Genomic DNA, 17,171 nt, shown 5'->3' with positions numbered 1-17,171 from the left:
TTGCGTGGATAACGCGAAGACGGCAGGAAAGGTATTCACCCGCTACATACCACCTCACAAACGGAGGTGGTATGTAAAAACGATCAAATTGATTAAGCGGAAAATTCTTCACCCGTTTTTGGTGGCTCTGATGGCGTATCAAAACGAGCGCGTTCGATATCCACGACCGTTTTATAGCTCAACGATAACAATGCCAGCTGGTACGCGCCGAAAATACCATAGGCAACGCCAACAAAACTCAGCATGAAGAAATTCGTAAAGTGGCTAAAGATAAGCTGACTGAGTAATCCTGCACCTAATGGAATTAATCCCATCAAAATGAATACTTGCTTGTTGTATGGTCTGCTTTGGTTCCATGAACGACGCAAACTGCGCGGCTGATGATCCATTGCGGTCGCTGGCAGAACAAACGACCAACGCGCCATCACCCAATAGCCTGGAATGCTTGCAACTGTTGTGATAAACGCCATGGCGACAAAATCGGGTTCACCGCTTTCTGCAATGTAGATAAACGACAATACAAAGATTGGGATACCAATGACGAGCATCATCATCAGTCCAAACAATATCCACCAGCCAATGAAACGGAATTCTCGGGCCGACAAACGAAACACATCCAACGCCGAGTGCATGTAATCGCCAACCAAATAAATCCGGTGCACACGCACAGCAGCCATCGCAGCAACAAGTGGGTATAAAACGATTGTGACGAAATAAAATCCCGTGATGTTTCCTTCTTGGACGCTCGCTTGATCTTGCCCCGTCATTTCAGGATACATAAACACAAAAATTGAGTGCACGATGATTAATGGAATACAAGCAATGACAATTGCGAGTAGGTTCCTTCTGACCATCACTGCCGCTTCTCGGCATACTGCCGAAACAGAAAAGTCCTCGGTTGACATACAACATCCTTAATTTGTAAAAATCTGCCCTTAGGGTAACCGCAGAGTAGAAAAATCGCTTTAAAAATAATGAGAAACACATCTCATAAGATAATGAGAGCAAAGTCGAAATAAATCAGACACAAAAAATAAGCCACTCGATGCGAGTGGCTTATACCGTAAATTTAATACCGTTTTAGACGCGGCGTCGCCAGCCCAATACAGCGAGTAACATCAGAGCCCAATAAGAAACACTGCCGCCACCCTCCGAATTTTTGAACGTCGTTGTTTTCAAAGAAGCAACAACCGTCACGGTCACTTCACCCGTTGCAGTCGCACCTTTGCCATCCGAAACCGTGTATTGCAGCTTGATACCGTCAGCCGGACTATCCGGTGCTTGAAAGCGGATTTTTCCGTTCTCTACACTCGCGATTCCTACGCCCGTTAAGTTTTGTACACTTTGTACAACCAGTTTATCGCCGTTCACGTCCGAATCATTGCCCGCTGCATCAATCACAATGCTTTCACCGACGGCTACTGTCGCCGTATCCGCTAGCGTAATTGGAGCTGAGTTTCGCACGGTTAAATCGATGGTCGCACTGGAAGTTTCGCTACTTGGATCCGCAACCGTAAGACGGAATGTCAGAACCTCACCCGCTTTTGCACCTTGAGGCACCGTAAAGCTTGCGCTAACACTGGTTGCATTGCCAAGAGAAACTGAAGTGCCAGCCAACTGCTCCCATCGATAACTCAACACGTCACCATCAGCATCCGTACTATTTAACGCAGACAGCGTGACTCGCTGCCCAACCGTCATGTCTTGATTATCAACATTAATCACGGCAACTGGCGCTTCGTTGCTGCCAAGCACTTCCACCTGAACATTCACGATTGAAGATGAGTAGGCACCATCAATCGACAACAAACGATATTGAAAACGATCCAAACCAACAAAGTTCATGTCAGGTTGGTACTGATTACCCGAAATGGTGCCATGTTCTGGTTGTTGAACGATGTCCACATTGAACTGATAACCAACGGCCATAAAGTCATTGTCCATCAAGTTCAACTCGATTGACTTGTTCTTATCGGTTTGCAATGAGTCTGCTTTTGCCTCAACGACATGACTCGCATCCACATTCAGCAGCGCGGCAAACGGTACGAAAGAGAAGCCTGTCTGATTCAAACCAAATGTGTACATATCGCTATTGCTGCCTGTCCACATCACAGGTAAAGAGGATTTTTCAGTTTTTAGAACACGACCAAAATCAAAGTTCGCTTCAAACTCACCGCCTTCCAATTCCACCACCAACAGATGCTGACCAGCACTTAGTTGACTTGGCTGAGGGAATAAGATTCGTGATGATTTTTGGAAAGAACCTTGTTGTAGCAGTTCAGCGCTGTCTTGGTCTAACACCAAACGGTAACCCGCATTACCTGAGAATGGGAATCGCCATACTCGGTAAGTCATGTCACTTTGAAGGCTGCTTCTTTGCGCGTACAGCTGAATACCATCCAGTTCTGTAGCGTTATTTAAATCTAGTGAAACCGCCAGCGTATTTGTGCTACTAGCAAACACATAACCTTGATAGAGAGAGTTCAGCCAAGCCGATTTGTTTGGCTCGCTCGCTTGCTCAAGGGAGAAACTGCCGCCATTCGTACTGCTAGCAATGTTAGAAATACGAACACCAGTTTCAAACCCAGCAATTGCTTGAAGTCCTGGATTAGAAGTGTCGGAAATCTCAGTGCCACCGTTAGGATACAAATCGCCAGCATCACTGCTTCCATCATTTTCTAACTCATTCAGACCATCAGCCTGCATGATTTGAACCTGCATCGCGCCAACATCGTTAAAGCGGTTCTGGACGTTCACAGACGTCGCTAATACCCCTTCTGCCGCCAATGCTCGGTCGTAACCGCTAAAGGTACGGTTTTCCAAATACACGCGTGGGCCAAACTCTTTTAAGTATGGGTCGAGATACACCAATTTGACGTCGTCGTTGTTCACGGAAATAGGCATCGGGCTTTCATGAGTGATCGTTGGTACAACGAAACCAGCGGCGTGTTTGCTCCACGCACTCATGTTCACCGGCGTGTCTCCTGCGTATGAGTCTCCCGGTTTCTGTGCCCATGAACCACCGCCCATCACGCCCCAAGAACCGATCGAAGCATCACTGTTCCTTGCGTACAAATCCGGCAAGCCAAGCATTAAGTGGCCAAGCTCATGTACGATCACACCCAACGTCGCTTGATGATCAACTTGGTAGTCAGCAAACACGCAGTAGTCAGTGATCTTTTTGCCATCTAGCGTGACATCATTGTGAGAGAATTTGTGTGGCCAGATAGCAGGACGGTCAAGGAATCCGGTTGAACGGTCACCACCAGCAAAGATAAACATCACTGACAACTCTGAAGGTTCAACGGCTCCATCTTGGTTACTGTCGTAAGCAGAAAGATTGAAGTACGGATCCAGTTTTTGGTAGGCCTCTGTAAACACGGCGTTCAGCTTGGCCGTACATGTGGTGTCGCTAGAACTAGAGTGACAATTTGGGTGGCTTTGTGCCACGGACACATTGATCACACCATCATTCGCGGTGCCGTAACTCTCGATAGCTGGGACGACTTTGAATTTACCTTGAGAGTTTTTATCAAAGTAATCCACAACGCTTTGGCCATTCGTGTCGAAAACACGTTGCTCGAAATTGTGCACCATCGCTTGATCGTTAAAAGAAACCTGCACAACCAACAGAGGCTGCTGTTTCACGCTCGAGCTGCTCATCGCCTGATAACCTTGTGCCGTGCGCAATAAGTTTTGGCGAGCCATAGGTTCAATCGCTTTTAACGAAGACAGCTCCGGCTTAACTTGCACGTCAGGACGAAACTTCGCTGAATCAGGCGCATCACTGGATTGGGTTTTCTCAATACCAGTCGAGAGCAACTCAGGGGTGTCTGAATTACGCTGGATCTGAGCAAAAAACCAAACACCATCTTCCTGAATCAAGGCATTGCCTTGTTTGTCTTCAAACCAATGGAAATCAGCAGTTCCGCGTAAAATCGCCTCGCTATTGCTTCCGTCACTCAACGTAATCGGATGCCAAATTGGCGATGGTGGTGTCGTTGCCATACTGTTTCCGGCAACAAGTGCAGTCAGCATGGTCAAGGCAAGGGTGTGGAATTTCAAAGTACGGCTCCATCTTTTCAATTCACTACGCGTAAAACGAACTCAGATACCCATCAATTTAATGAGCGGTTACCTGATGGTTACTTACGCATTAGATATAAATTAAGTGAATGAATGGTACAGAAATGAAAGGATAAGGGAATACTGACAAGGGGATCAAAAAGAAAATTTGAGCAGAAGACCACGTTATTTATAAATGTTTGAGCGCCGATGACCAATCGACGCTCAAAAAGTCAAAATATCACTTTAAATTCAATGCGTTAATTTGCATTCATTTTGCTTATTACTGACAAATCAACCAGTAAGAACCGTGTCTTCTGGGTACTTAATCAAGGTTGGTTCTGGTCTCGCTAACATATATGCGAGCGTCAAAGGTCCAATACGGCCAATGATCATCACGACGATCATGATGTACTTACCTGGTTCTGAAAGCTCTGCTGTCAAACCTGCAGTAAGCCCAACCGTTGCAAAAGCAGAAATCGTTTCGAACATCACTTTGTCAAAAGAAGCTTTCTCCGTCAGCATCAACAAAAACATCGCGGTGGTGAGAATCGCTCCGCTCACCACAATGATTGCCAGTGACTTCGTTACCGTTGGCCAGTTTACCGTTCTCCTAAACATCACCACGTGTTTCTTTTGACGCAAGAACGTCCACGTCGCCATAAACGCGACAGCAAAAGTAGACACCTTGATACCGCCACCCGTAGAGGTCGAACCCGCACCAATCAACATCAAAACGATCATGATGAGTAATGCCGGTTGCGTGAACTGCGTTAAATCAACACTGTTAAAACCCGCTGTCCGCGCACTGGCTGATTGGAAGAAAGCGGCCAACCATTGCCCGCCAATAGTGAGCGACCCCATGGTGTTGGGGTTGTGACGTTCCAAAAGCCAAAACAGCACCGTTCCCACCAACAGCAGTAACGGCGTGGCAATCAACATGATTTTGGTGTGAATATGTAAGAAGTGGAAACCTTTACGCCAATGTCGCCAAACGTCACCAATCACAGTAAAACCCAAGCCGCCAAAGATAAACAGACCAGCTAAGGTGAAACTCACTAACGGATCGTTGACAAAACTCATCATGCTGTCAGAGAAGAGAGCGAAGCCAGCATTGTTGAAAGCCGAAATAGAATGAAACAGCGCATAGAACATGCCCGTCTGCCAACCCATTTCTGGCACCCAACGATACGAGAGGAAGACAAAACCTATCGCCTCTGCCACCAGCGCAAATGTGACGATCTTTTTCACCAAACGACGCAGGTTGACTTGCCTTTCTTGGCCAAGTGCTTCTTTGGCTAATGCTTGCTGACGTAGACTCAAGCGCACCCCAAACATATAGAGCAGCACCGCAGATAAGGTCATTTGCCCTAAGCCGCCGATCTGCATCAAACACATCAGAAGAATTTTACCCGCGAGCGTAAAATGTTGGCCAGTATCGACCACACCCAATCCCGTCACACTAATGGCTGAAGTCGCGGTAAACAACGCGTCAGTAATAGACAGACCAGAAACCGAAAAAACCGGTAGCGTAAGCAGAACAGCAGAAGGCAATAACACTCCGAGAAAGCTCAGCAATATAATGCGCGGTTCGCCACCTTTCGCTTTATCTCGTTTGCCGTCTGGGACGTAAAAAACGCCTCTCTGATGAAATTGCGTCATAATGATTTCAGCTTGTTTGCCAACTTGTCTTGCGGGCCAACCACAATAATGAGATCGCCGATTTCAAGCGTGGTGCTCATATCGGGCGCTTTGATGATTTCAGGGCCACGTTTAAAGCCCAACACTTGCACGCCTTCGACCTTGCACAGCGCCAAATCGCTTAACGTTTTACCCATCAAACGCGAGCCAACAACAAACTCTGTCATCGCTAATCCGCTACCCAATGGATGAAATTCGAGTACGCGTTTATCCAGCATTTTGCGCGCCACACGAATGCCCATATCGCGCTCTGGCATGATGATGTGGTCTGCACCAATTTTTTGCAGAACGCGAGCTTGGAATCGGTCGTTAGCTTTTACCCATACCGATTTTACACCCGCCTCTTTTGCTATCAGGGTAGCAAGAATGCTGGCATTCACGTCCGCACCAATAGCAATCATCACCATGTCGTAATCATCAAGCTTGAGCTCTGCGACCGTTTCTTCATGAGTACAATTTGCCACAATGGCCTGACTCACAAAACCTGCAGCTTCTTTCACTCGATCTTCATTGATGTCGACCGCTAAGACTTGTGACCCAGAATCTTGTAATTCTTTACATACCGCCAAACCAAATCGGCCAAGACCAATAACAGCGAATTGCTTATCACCTGTTTTCATTCGTGCCTCATTTATGCATTCATTAGCAAGCGCGAAAGTCTGCGCCTATTCCTGCCCTTCTGCAAATATGAGGACAGAAATTTGACAAAACATTTACGCAGTTATTTGCATTTTGAGTGTTAAGCGTATGACACGATTTAACTTTTTTCCTCATCACGACCGACAAACCAGACAAAATCCATCGTATTTTCGGCGGTTCTAAACGCAAAAAAGCCGCACGAATGCGGCTTTGCTTTCAATGTGTCAGCAGACTATTTTGCGTCACGTTGTTCAGAATTCTCACGACGCGGGCGATTGTCTTGCGGTTTACGCTTATTCTTAGGTACGTAATTCAAAATCGAAATCGGCACTGGCTTTCTTGGAGCAAAACCTTCGATTTCAATACGCTCAAGCAAGTGGCCCAGACGGCTTTCAATCATGCACAGGTTTTTGAAATCATCCTTCGATACCAAAGAGATCGCTTCACCTTGCGCGCCAGCACGGCCAGTACGCCCGATGCGGTGTACGTACTCATCCGCAGGGAATGGTAAATCGTAGTTAATCACTACTGGTAAGTTGTCGATATCAATACCACGCGCGGCAACGCCAGTTGCAACCAGATACTGAATTTCACCCGCCTTGAACTTCTCAATCAGTTCCTGACGAACACGCTGATTGCGACCACTGTGGAACGCTTCAGCCACAATGCCGCGCTTCTCAAGCTGGCTAACCAATTTGGCCGCACCGTGTTTTGTTTCAATAAAGATCAGCACTTGCGACCAGTCGTTTTCATTCAGCATGCGGCTCAAAAGCGATGACTTCATGTCTTTATCGACGGTGGTGATCCACTGCTTGATGTTCGACTTAGATGCGCTGTGTTTTGCAATCGTAATCTCTTCAGGATCAACAATCGCGTTTTTGGCCAAATCACGAACTGGGTTCGACAACGTAGCCGAGAACAGCAAGCTTTGAACATCTTCTGGCATGCAATCGATGATCTTATCGATCGAGTCGATAAAGCCCATATCAAGCATCTTATCGGCTTCGTCCAGTACCAGCATTTCCACTTCATCAAAATGGATCGCACGCTGGCCGTATAAATCAATCAGACGTCCTGGTGTGCTCACCACAATATCTACGCCTTCAATCAGCGCTTGCTTCTGCGGCGCATATTCCACGCCACCAAACATAGCCATTGAGCGCAGTGGCAAGTTCTTCCCGTACGCTTCAATACTTTGATGCACTTGCAGAGCCAGTTCGCGCGTTGGCGTAAGAATGATGGCACGAGCGCGCTTTTTACGTTGCGTCTCACCTTGGCTGAGCTTTTCTAAGATTGGCAACACAAAGCTGGCGGTTTTACCCGTGCCTGTTTGCGCAGCCGCGATCAAGTTGCTGCCACGCAGCACAATTGGAATCGCTTTTTGTTGGATAGAAGTCGGTTTTTCGTAACCCAGCGCCGTTACGGCATCCGTAATTGGTGCGCTTAAACCAAGCTTAGAAAATGGCATAGAAACGTCTCTAAAGAGGAAATGGGCGCGTAGTTTATCAGAATCCCAGTCAAGTAACAGAATCATTCGTCTGGACGCGAAAACCACATTCAACAAATGAACTCTATCCTTTTAATAAGACATTCTGTTGGCATGACGCGTTGAATTATTCACAACCTCACGTTTCTCGCGAGAGAATCTCGTTATGCTGCTAACGTGTGCATTACTGGAAGGCGCCATGGACATTTTATTGCTTGTTGGATTGATCGCACTAAATGGCATTTTCGCTATGTCTGAGATCGCGCTAGTCGCGGCGAAAAGCGGCCGACTAAAAATGATGGCCGAAGACAACGCACCTGCTGCGCTCGCTTTAGAACTAAAAAACAACCCTACCCAGTTTCTTTCGACTATCCAAATCGGAATTACTGCCATCGGTCTACTCAGTGGCATTTTTGGTGAAGCAACGCTGTCCATTCCTTTTGAACACTGGCTCGTTGCCCGAGGGCTAGAGCGCGAAGTCGCCACCATTCTTGCGACCACCAGCGTTGTTATTTTGATCACTTACTTCGCGATCATCATCGGCGAGCTCGTGCCAAAACGTTTTGCACAAAACAACGCGGAAAGCATCGCAATTGTGGTCGCCTATCCGATTCATTGGTTAGCCAAACTTGCCAGACCTTTTGTGTTCTTACTTACTGTGTCGACAGATGCGTTACTTAAACTTCTGCGCCAAAACGAAAACCAAGGCGAAATCGTCACAGAAGAAGACATCTTTGCCGTCGTCAATGAAGGTTCGGAATCAGGAGCCATCGAACCGCAAGAACAACTGATGATCCGCAAGCTACTGCACCTCAATGATCGTTTAGCCCTGTCTTTAATGACGCCGCGCTGCGACATCCATTTTTTGGACACAAACTTGCCGCTGGATGCGATTCTCAAACACCTACGTCAAACTCAACACTCAGTTTGGCCAGTGTGCAAAGGCGGTTTAGATAACATCATCGGCACCATCTCCTCAAAAGTATTGCTTGATGAGTACGACCACCTGTCTGTTTCGAGACTCGGTAAATTGCTCAAACATCCGCGCTTTGTACCGGAATCGATGAAAGGCTTGCCTCTGCTGAACTACATGCAGCAAACCAGCGCAGAGATGGTATTTATTGTTGATGAATATGGCGACGTGCAAGGCTTAGTCACCTTATACGATTTGCTCAAGTCCATCGCTGGCGAATTAGGAATGGCACCAGAACAAATCTGGGCGAAGCAGCAAAAAGACGGCAGTTGGCTGATGGATGCGCTGATTCCTCTCAACGAACTCAAATACAAACTGGGATTGACCACAATTGAAGGCGAAGATAGTGAAGGTTTTCAAACCCTCAATGGCTTTTTAACTTGGTGGCTAGGACGCCTTCCACATGCAGGAGAGCTGGTCGACTATGAGGGCTGGCAGTTTGAGGTGTTAAACGTCAAACATCACCGGATTGTGCAAGTTAAAGTGAGCCGAGAGACAGAGTCGGAAACAACCACCGACGCCAACGATGGCGACGCTAACCCATAAAGTTAGGCTGCAAACCTTTCGCCAGCTTCTGCCTAACTTTGTAAGAGACGTCACTCAACGTAATGTTCCCTTTGTTGTGACGATCGATGCCTGCATTTTGTCGGTAAGCGATCGAACCTTGTTTGAACAGCACGTGTGAGGGTGACTTCCCGATTGCCGCGGGATGGAGAATCGCCATGTAAACATCTTCCAACGATGACATTCGGTGTCGATAAGGCCAAAAGTAAGCTTTCACATAATCGAGCTGTTCAACGGCGCTCATCATGGCGAGATGCTTAGTGCTCGTCCCCAAGTTTTTCGCGGTTGCGGGCATGAACTGAATCAGACCTGTCGCACCACTCCCAGAGCCGTTTCTAATGCTAGGGCTGAACGTTTCAGCCGTCTCAAAGGCCATACAAGCCATTAGATGATTCGGGTTGATTTCTAGCTCAGAGCAAATTTCGACCACTTTGCTTTTGAATGCAGGGCTAACTCGCTGTCCCCATGCCAAAACATGCTCAGAAGGCTCTTGAAATGGCTCGGGAGAAAAAATACATCGATGGGAACGTTGGGAATAAAAAGGAAGCTTTTTAATGAGGCGCTGCTGCCTGCCCTTCAACATGGAAGTAAAGGAAAACAATACAGCTTTGAGTGGCTGCCGTTTTTTAAACTTTACTAATCTATACAGTCGCTTAGATACCTTTTTCACGACATAACCAAGTTGAGGGAACACTCCCAAAATGTAATCCATTTCCTACAAGTTTTATAGAAATATCAGCTACAACAAACATTTATGTGACTAAAATCACCTTTAGGGCAATATCAATGTTCAATAACCCACCAAAAAAAAGAATGACCTTATTAAAATCAAGATTATAAAAAGCCCCACCTATGAATCACAGATGGGGCTAATGAGATGTTTTTAATGGTTTTTTCTGAGTAATTTAAAAACCTTCGCCACGTACTAACTCAGCCAGCGTCGACAAGCGTTGTTCACTTTGCTTGACGTATGGGTTCTCGGTATCCCACGCGTAACCAGCCAATATTGCACTGATCATCTGTTTAATGCGTGGATTTGGATCTTGGTAGAAAATCACGTCTTGAAGCGTGCCGTTGTACCATCCTTCCACATAAGTACGGAACGTGTTGACACCAACCATCAAGCGTTCTGAGTACTCTTCTTGCCAATCAACCACTTCGCCGTTCAATTGACGCACAACGCAATCAGCAGCAAATTGAGCCGACTTCATCGCGATAGTGACACCCGATGAGAATACCGGATCCAAAAATTCGCCCGCGTTACCAAGCAGCGCGTAGTGTTCTGTGGCTAAGCGTTTGACGTTTGCTGAATAGCCACCCAACTCACCTACGGGATTTGGGTACTTTGCGTTTCGCAATAAAGATGCCAAACCCGGCTCTTCATTAGCCAACTGCTGTAAAGCTGCAAGCTTATCTTCAGGGTATTGCTCGAAAAACTCAGGCTCACCCACCACACCAAACGAACACGTACCATTCGAGAATGGAATTAGCCAGTACCATACGTCGTGATTTTCAGGATGGACTGAAATCAGAATTTTGTTGCGATCGTACTCTGGCTCTTGTGGTGAAATATGATCTTCGATATGCGTAAAGATCGCTTTTCTTGGTGGAAGGCAAGAAGGTTCTTCCAGATCCAGCAAACGCGGTAGCACTCGGCCAAAACCACTCGCATCCAAAACAAAATCGGCTTCGATTTGATACGCCTGCTTATCGGGCCCAACCACTTCTAAGCGCGATTTTTTGCCTTCAAACGCCAAGCTAACCAGCTCATGCTGATAACGAATGTCGACGCCCTGCTCTGCGGCGCTGTCAGCGAGCACTTTATCAAAGCTGGCGCGTTGAACCTGAAATGTGGTGCCTGGTCCTGCGGTAAATTTGTCAGTGAAGTCAAAGTGGGTGTAGACCCCGTTACGACGGAACGCCGCACCATCTTTGAATTGGAAGCCATGCTGCTTCACCGCCTCTGTCATTCCGGCAAGTTCAACCACCTCCATACAAGCTGGAAGTAAGCTTTCGCCAATTGAGAAACGAGGGAACGTCGCTTTTTCGATCACGACAACATCAATACCACGGGATTTTAGCAACGCAGAAACGGTGGAACCCGAAGGACCTGCGCCAACGACGACAACTTGCTTGTGCTCTGTTTTCATTCTTTATACTAGCTTGCTTGGAGTTTTAATAAGGTATGTCCGAGGCCAATGTTGTCCGTTCTTTCCACAACAGAGAGACCTGCTGCTTCAACAATTTCTAGGAAATCATCACTACGGTAGAAACGGCTATTACCATTGGCTAGGCAGGTAAAGTAAAGCGAGGTAGCATTTAAGCTGTATGACGCGCCCGCGTATTTCTGCGCATCCCAAAACAGTTCGAGAACGTAAACGGTATCGCCCGCGCTCAACTGCGCCTTCACTTTCTTCAAAATATTTAAAATTTCAATTGGAGAGAAACAATCTAAGAACTGGCTCATCCACCAAATATCGGCATGATCAGGCAATGTTTGGGCTTTATCAAGCATATTGGCAGGATACGGATGCACGCGCTCGCTGAGCTGATTCTCTGCCACGTTAGACATCGCTACTTCCAATTGCTGCGGCAAATCAACAATGGTCACATGCACATCTTTATCGTAGTTGCAGCACTGCATTGCCCATTTACCCGTATTGCCACCGATATCGACAATATGTTTTGGCTCATTGGCAAACACTTCTTTAAGCAGCAATGGGAAAGAACGATCCGAATAGAAGTGATCAAACTTAAACCAGCTCTGCTTAGCTTGCTCAGGTAATGTCGACAACCCTTGATAGATGGTTTCCCAATCGCCCAGCTCTTTCAATCCAGCAGGTTTGCCGTCTTTGATTGCTTCAGTCAAGTGCATCATCGCGGCATAACAAACGTCGGCCGTGAAATCCATGTTTGCTTGGGTCATGCCATCGTACAACAAGTAGAACCCGAGGTTGGCCAGTGAGTAGTTAGGTTTTTCCCACAAAACAATGTGCGCACTTATCGCCATGTCTAGCAGCACTTTGACACCATATTCTGACACGCCTGTTTTTTCGGCAATATCAATGGCGCTCATGCCTTTTGAACCAGCGCTATCGAGCGCCGTTAAAATACCCAAATCTCTGAGCGTTCTCGCGGTATGGAAAACGATAGGGGCAAAAGATAATTTTTGAGCTTCTGTTTTTGCTTCAAAAGCATTAAAAGGATCATTATTTTGATTTAACACGAAAAAACCTAACTGCATTTAATAATTTTTATTGCTGAGACTGAGTGCCCAACAACGCAAGTGCTCGCTGAATATCAACATTTAAATTGTTTACCCAACGATTGTAATTGCGGTGAATTTTGCCATCACTTGCTTTGAGATTTACTGAGTTGAGATAAATAATTGAATAATATTTGTTGCTGTATGGAATTTTTACTTCAGCAGAGTGTGTACGAACGTGAATTTTCGCAATTAATACACCCGGACTAACTTCTTCAATCGTCCAACCACGGTTAGTTGCGGATTGCACAATCGCCATTTTTACTTGTTTATTTTGAAGATCATACGCAACTGGAGTATCCTCCACACTCAATACAGGTTGTATACGTCCACAACCGACAAGAAGCAAAGTTAATAATAATGAGATGTACAGCTTAAAGCGCGACATAAGAATGTCCTTTTTATTATGAATTCGGGTGAAGCCCAAATTGTATCGAGCTGTAAAATAAACAATTTAACCAAATATGCCAAACTCGAAGATCAAAATTTCGTTCAATATTGATGCGTGGACAGCGAATTCACTGGGTTTATCTCAACCTGATGAATGGAAAGAATGGGCTGCAAGCGGAAATTGGCCACAAGATGGCAAAGTAAATGTGGCGGATATTCCTGCAATGATACGCCGAAGAATGAGTCCATTAAGTAAACTTGCAGTGCAAACGGCCATCGAATTATTAAAGCAACATCAGGTCGATTATCTGGTGTTTTCTAGCCGTCATGGCGAACTGCATCGCAGTGTCGCGCTGGTTGCAGACATCATCAGTGGCGAAGAAGCCTCTCCAATGGCGTTCTCTCAATCAGTGCACAATACCGCGGCAGGTTTAGCGACCATCGCAACCAAGCAGCCAATCCCTCTCACTTCGATTGCGGCATCGGAAAATACATTCCAAAGCGCGATATTAGAAGCGTGGCTATTTTTAGCAGACAATCCAGATAAGAAAGTTCTGTTGGTCGACTTTGATGAACCTTTACCTGAATCCTACTCCGAATTTGAACAGCAGCAATATCCGGGCTTTGGCTTAGGTTTAGTGCTATCAAACGGTGATGATTTTACGTTGCGCCACAGCCACAGCGTAGAAACACAAGACCACCTTTTGCCACAAGGCTTAGCGTTTTTGCAGAACTACTTGTCAGACGAAACTCAGTGGACCATTCATGCCCCACAGCAAGCTTGGGAATGGCGCAAAAAATGAATCGCTTAAATCAGTATTGGCGAGTACTCGCCACGGGTTTCTGTTTTTCGGTATTTGGTTTGGGTGGTTTAGCGCTGAGCTTTATCGTGATTCCAACTATTCGTATTTTTGTCTCTGACCAAACTGAACGTGAATATAAAGTTCAAGGCGCGATTCAATATTCTTTCAACACATTCTGTAAATTAATGAAGTTCAGCGGGGCGATTGATTATGAAATTATTGGCGCAGACCTTCTTCAACAAGATCGAAATTGTTTAATTGTTGCCAATCACCCGAGTTTAATTGATTACGTTTTAATCGCCTCACAATTAAATCGCTGTGATTGTTTAGTAAAGTCGGCAATTTGGTCGAATCCTTTTATGAAGCATATTGTAAAAGCGGCCGGATATATTCCAAACGAAGCGCCAGATGATTTATTAGCACTTTGTGAAAAACGATTTAATAAAGGCAACGTGTTGCTTATATTTCCTGAAGGCACAAGAACAACCCCAGGCGTAAAACCTAAGTTGCAACGTGGCGCGGCACAAATTGCGGTAAGAACAGAACGAGATTTAAGAGTCGTACATATTACGGTGACACCGAGCTTTCTCACAAAAGAGAAAAAATGGTATCAGGTGCCCACAACAAAGCCCTTTTTCAAAATTGAAGTTAAGGATAAAGTTGAGATTGAGCCCTTTATAAAGCAAACTACGTCACCAACGATAGCGGCGCGACGCTTACAACAGCACCTAGCTGAAAACATTTTTCCAGAAAACTTTTATTAATAAGCAGGTCCCAGTGGAACAGTTACACAACGACATTAAGCAACTTATTATTGATGCTTTAAACCTTGAAGATTTAACCGTAGATGATATTGAAACGGATGCACCACTTTTTGGTGATGGACTTGGCTTAGATTCTATCGATGCACTTGAGCTTGGACTCGCAATTAAAAAACAATACAACATCGTTATTGATGCCGACGACTCAAACACGCGCGAACACTTTGCTTCTGTAGCAAACCTAGCGAAATACGTTTCTTCTCAAACTAATGAATAAGTTGTAGGTATATTCATGACTGATGTAAATAAAGATCAAGTATTTGAACAAGTTAAAGATGCGCTTGTTGAGCTGTTCGAAATTGACGCAGCCGACATTCAGTCAGATGCGCACTTATACCAAGATCTCGACCTTGATAGCATTGACGCCGTTGATTTGGTCGTGCACTTACAGAATGTCACTGGTAAAAAAATCAAACCTGCTGAATTTAGTACAGTAAGAACCGTTGACGATGTCGTTAACGCAGTCACTGAGCTATTGAAGGAAAGTTAATGCGCCAATTGCTGACTGGTCTGTCTGCAATTGTACTGTTTGCCTACCCCTTCGCCGTTTACTTCGGTATAGATAAATTTGGCTTGAACTTAGTCGGGGGCTTGTTAATTGCTGCGTTGCTTTTGCGTTTATTCGTCGCAAATAAGACCCCACTTAAAGAGTTTAAATTCCTAGCGCTCACCACGGGCGCTGTCGGTATTCTTCTTGTTGCGCTTGGCATGGTGTTTAAACAACACGGGTGGCTTAAGTTTTATCCTGTGGTTGTGAACGTATGCATGTTGTGCGTGTTTGCATTTAGTCTCAAACAGCCTCAATCGATCATTGAAAGGCTCGCGCGTTTACAAGAACCAGAACTACCGCCAAGCGGCGTTGCTTACACTCGCAAAGTGACGATGGTTTGGTGCGTTTTTTTTGTACTGAATGCCGCTTTTGCCCTCTATACCTGTTTCCTGCCAGTAAAAATATGGACGCTGTATAACGGTCTGATTAGCTACTTACTTGCTGGTAGCTTGTTCGCCGGAGAATGGATCGTGCGTCAATTTGTTCGAAAGGAACACTAATCGTATGAATACAACGTATTCGAGCTTTACCTCACTGGCGACCTTGTTCAGCACAAAGAGGTATGAGCAATCCCCTGTCTCTTACGATCGCGACACAGTTATCACTTGGGGTGATTTCCAGAAGCACGTCGCAACGCTTGCTCAGCAGTTAGAAAGCCAACCAACGCAAAACATTGCGTTGTGTTTTGGCAACAGCTACCTATTTGCCGTTGGTTTTTTTGCTTGTTGTCACGTAGGAAAATCCATTGTATTGCCTGGTAACTACCAACCAGAAGCACTCAAAGAACTCAGCGAGCATTACGATTTATTGTTGCATGATGCCGATGTCTCTGTTCCAGAACAGGTGAGTTCACTCCTAGTAAAAGCTCAATCATCGGTAGACATCACCTTGATTCACGAGCGACAGGTAGACCAACCTTTTGTTTGGCGCGAATTGAATCTGGCAAAAATACCAGTAACGCTATTTACTTCTGGTTCAAGCGGCAAACCAAAAGCCATTGCAAAAACGCTGAAACAGCTCGATATCGAAGTTGCTATTCTAGACAACCTGTGGGGCGACACGGTTGCCAACACACGCGTTGAAAGCACCGTCTCTCATCAACACATTTACGGCTTGCTGTTTCGCGTATTGTGGCCTTTGTGCTCTGCACGTCCATTTTCAGCACACAACCTCGAATTCCCTGAGCAAATTGTCCATCACGCCGATGCTGACACCACGCTAGTAAGCAGCCCTGCGTTACTAAAACGACTCAGTGAAGAGCACAATCCGGTTGCGATTCGGTGCGTATTTTCTTCTGGAGGCCCCTTGTCAAACCAAGCGGCGCAGCACAGCCAGCTGTTGTTTGGGTCACTTCCTATTGAAGTCTTTGGCAGCACAGAAACCGGCGGCATCGCCTACCGTCAGCAGCACGTAGCCAGCTCTCCTTGGACGTTATTCCCTGGTGTTGAAGCCGAGCTTAACCATGAAAATTGTTTAAAGCTCCGCTCGCCACACATTGATGAAAACACTTGGTACCAAACTGCGGATGAATGCTATTTCCATGATAGTATTTCTTTTGAATTGCGTGGACGCACTGACCGAATCGTCAAAGTCGAAGAAAAGCGTATTTCCCTTGTCGAAGTGGAAAAACGTTTAGAGCAATTGCCGTGGGTTCAAGAAAGCGTGGTGATCCCAATGGAAGAATCTGGTCGCCTCACGTTAGTCTCGATCATCGTACTTAACGATACAGGCAGCGATGTGCTTAATGAACTTGGTAAAGGCAAATTTTGGCTTGAGCTTCGCAAGGCACTGCGCAATTGGCTAGAACCGATCGCTATCCCGAGAAAATTCCGAGTGGTCGACGAAATTCCATTGAACAGCCAAGGCAAACGCCAAGTTGCTGAAATTGAAAAACTATTCCAATAAAGCTAGTAA

At 45.9% G+C, this 17,171-nt stretch carries 16 protein-coding genes; 7 read left to right on the top strand and 9 right to left on the bottom strand.

What is annotated here, in order from left to right; translation table 11 throughout:
* Positions 1-92: 92 nt before the first annotated feature.
* From ACF8EG_RS14290 to ACF8EG_RS14270, 5 genes are all read right to left on the bottom strand, one after another.
* Positions 93-905, bottom strand: coding sequence for a sugar transporter (locus tag ACF8EG_RS14290; protein ID WP_025532520.1), 813 nt, complete (start codon positions 903-905; stop codon positions 93-95).
* Between the two features lie 175 nt (positions 906-1,080).
* Positions 1,081-4,065 carry a M6 family metalloprotease domain-containing protein gene (locus tag ACF8EG_RS14285; protein ID WP_069507261.1) on the bottom strand — a complete coding sequence of 995 codons (2,985 nt, stop codon included), beginning with the start codon at positions 4,063-4,065 and terminating at the stop codon, positions 1,081-1,083.
* A 294-nt stretch (positions 4,066-4,359) separates the two neighbouring features.
* Positions 4,360-5,727: a TrkH family potassium uptake protein gene (locus tag ACF8EG_RS14280; protein ID WP_029802039.1), complete on the bottom strand. Its 1,368-nt coding sequence runs from the start codon at positions 5,725-5,727 to the stop codon at positions 4,360-4,362.
* On the bottom strand, positions 5,724-6,386 hold the full coding sequence (locus ACF8EG_RS14275; protein ID WP_005460581.1) for a TrkA family potassium uptake protein: 663 nt from the start codon (positions 6,384-6,386) through the stop codon (positions 5,724-5,726). The genes ACF8EG_RS14280 and ACF8EG_RS14275 overlap by 4 nt, the downstream gene beginning before the upstream one ends.
* Positions 6,387-6,637: 251 nt before the next feature.
* Positions 6,638-7,873 (bottom strand): DEAD/DEAH box helicase, encoded by a 1,236-nt coding sequence (locus ACF8EG_RS14270; protein ID WP_069507263.1) that lies wholly within the window; start codon positions 7,871-7,873, stop codon positions 6,638-6,640.
* A 184-nt stretch (positions 7,874-8,057) separates the two neighbouring features.
* Here ACF8EG_RS14270 and ACF8EG_RS14265 point away from each other — a divergent pair, with 184 nt between their 5' ends.
* On the top strand, positions 8,058-9,410 hold the full coding sequence (locus ACF8EG_RS14265) for a hemolysin family protein (RefSeq protein ID WP_069507265.1): 1,353 nt from the start codon (positions 8,058-8,060) through the stop codon (positions 9,408-9,410).
* Here the strand turns inward: ACF8EG_RS14265 and ACF8EG_RS14260 are convergent.
* From ACF8EG_RS14260 to ACF8EG_RS14245, 4 genes are all read right to left on the bottom strand, one after another.
* The gene (locus ACF8EG_RS14260) at positions 9,400-10,140 is read right to left on the bottom strand and encodes a hypothetical protein (RefSeq protein ID WP_025794830.1); all 741 of its coding nucleotides are present in this window, start codon (positions 10,138-10,140) and stop codon (positions 9,400-9,402) included. The two genes, ACF8EG_RS14265 and ACF8EG_RS14260, sit on opposite strands and share 11 nt — an antisense overlap.
* A 193-nt stretch (positions 10,141-10,333) precedes the next feature.
* Positions 10,334-11,578, bottom strand: a complete 1,245-nt coding sequence (locus ACF8EG_RS14255; RefSeq protein WP_043037153.1) for an NAD(P)/FAD-dependent oxidoreductase — start codon at positions 11,576-11,578, stop codon at positions 10,334-10,336.
* An 8-nt stretch (positions 11,579-11,586) separates the two neighbouring features.
* Positions 11,587-12,672, bottom strand: a complete 1,086-nt coding sequence (locus ACF8EG_RS14250) for a methyltransferase (protein WP_079851847.1) — start codon at positions 12,670-12,672, stop codon at positions 11,587-11,589.
* Between the two features lie 10 nt (positions 12,673-12,682).
* Positions 12,683-13,081, bottom strand: coding sequence for a hypothetical protein (locus ACF8EG_RS14245; RefSeq protein WP_069507268.1), 399 nt, complete (start codon positions 13,079-13,081; stop codon positions 12,683-12,685).
* A gap of 76 nt (positions 13,082-13,157) precedes the next feature.
* Between ACF8EG_RS14245 and ACF8EG_RS14240 the strand changes: the two genes are divergently transcribed.
* Genes ACF8EG_RS14240 through ACF8EG_RS14215 form a run of 6 tightly spaced genes read left to right on the top strand, consistent with a single transcriptional unit; the run spans position 13,158 to position 17,162 of the window.
* Positions 13,158-13,886, top strand: a complete 729-nt coding sequence (locus ACF8EG_RS14240) for a beta-ketoacyl synthase chain length factor (RefSeq protein WP_068863841.1) — start codon at positions 13,158-13,160, stop codon at positions 13,884-13,886.
* Complete coding sequence (locus ACF8EG_RS14235; RefSeq protein WP_069507270.1) at positions 13,883-14,650, top strand: 1-acyl-sn-glycerol-3-phosphate acyltransferase; 768 nt, start codon at positions 13,883-13,885, stop codon at positions 14,648-14,650. The genes ACF8EG_RS14240 and ACF8EG_RS14235 overlap by 4 nt, the downstream gene beginning before the upstream one ends.
* A 13-nt stretch (positions 14,651-14,663) precedes the next feature.
* Positions 14,664-14,924 (top strand): phosphopantetheine-binding protein, encoded by a 261-nt coding sequence (locus ACF8EG_RS14230; protein WP_005382278.1) that lies wholly within the window; start codon positions 14,664-14,666, stop codon positions 14,922-14,924.
* A gap of 15 nt (positions 14,925-14,939) precedes the next feature.
* Positions 14,940-15,197, top strand: a complete 258-nt coding sequence (locus tag ACF8EG_RS14225; RefSeq protein WP_025766966.1) for an acyl carrier protein — start codon at positions 14,940-14,942, stop codon at positions 15,195-15,197.
* Positions 15,197-15,757, top strand: a complete 561-nt coding sequence (locus ACF8EG_RS14220; RefSeq protein ID WP_005460553.1) for a hypothetical protein — start codon at positions 15,197-15,199, stop codon at positions 15,755-15,757. Before ACF8EG_RS14225 ends, ACF8EG_RS14220 begins: the two co-directional genes overlap by 1 nt.
* Before the next feature lie 4 nt (positions 15,758-15,761).
* Positions 15,762-17,162: an AMP-binding protein gene (locus tag ACF8EG_RS14215; RefSeq protein WP_069507272.1), complete on the top strand. Its 1,401-nt coding sequence runs from the start codon at positions 15,762-15,764 to the stop codon at positions 17,160-17,162.
* The last annotated feature ends 9 nt before the right edge of the window (positions 17,163-17,171 follow it).

It is taken from the genome of Vibrio sp. YQ_11 (assembly GCF_043103065.1).
Lineage (GTDB): Bacteria > Pseudomonadota > Gammaproteobacteria > Enterobacterales > Vibrionaceae > Vibrio > Vibrio parahaemolyticus.
This window is presented reverse-complemented; position numbering and strand designations above follow the sequence as displayed.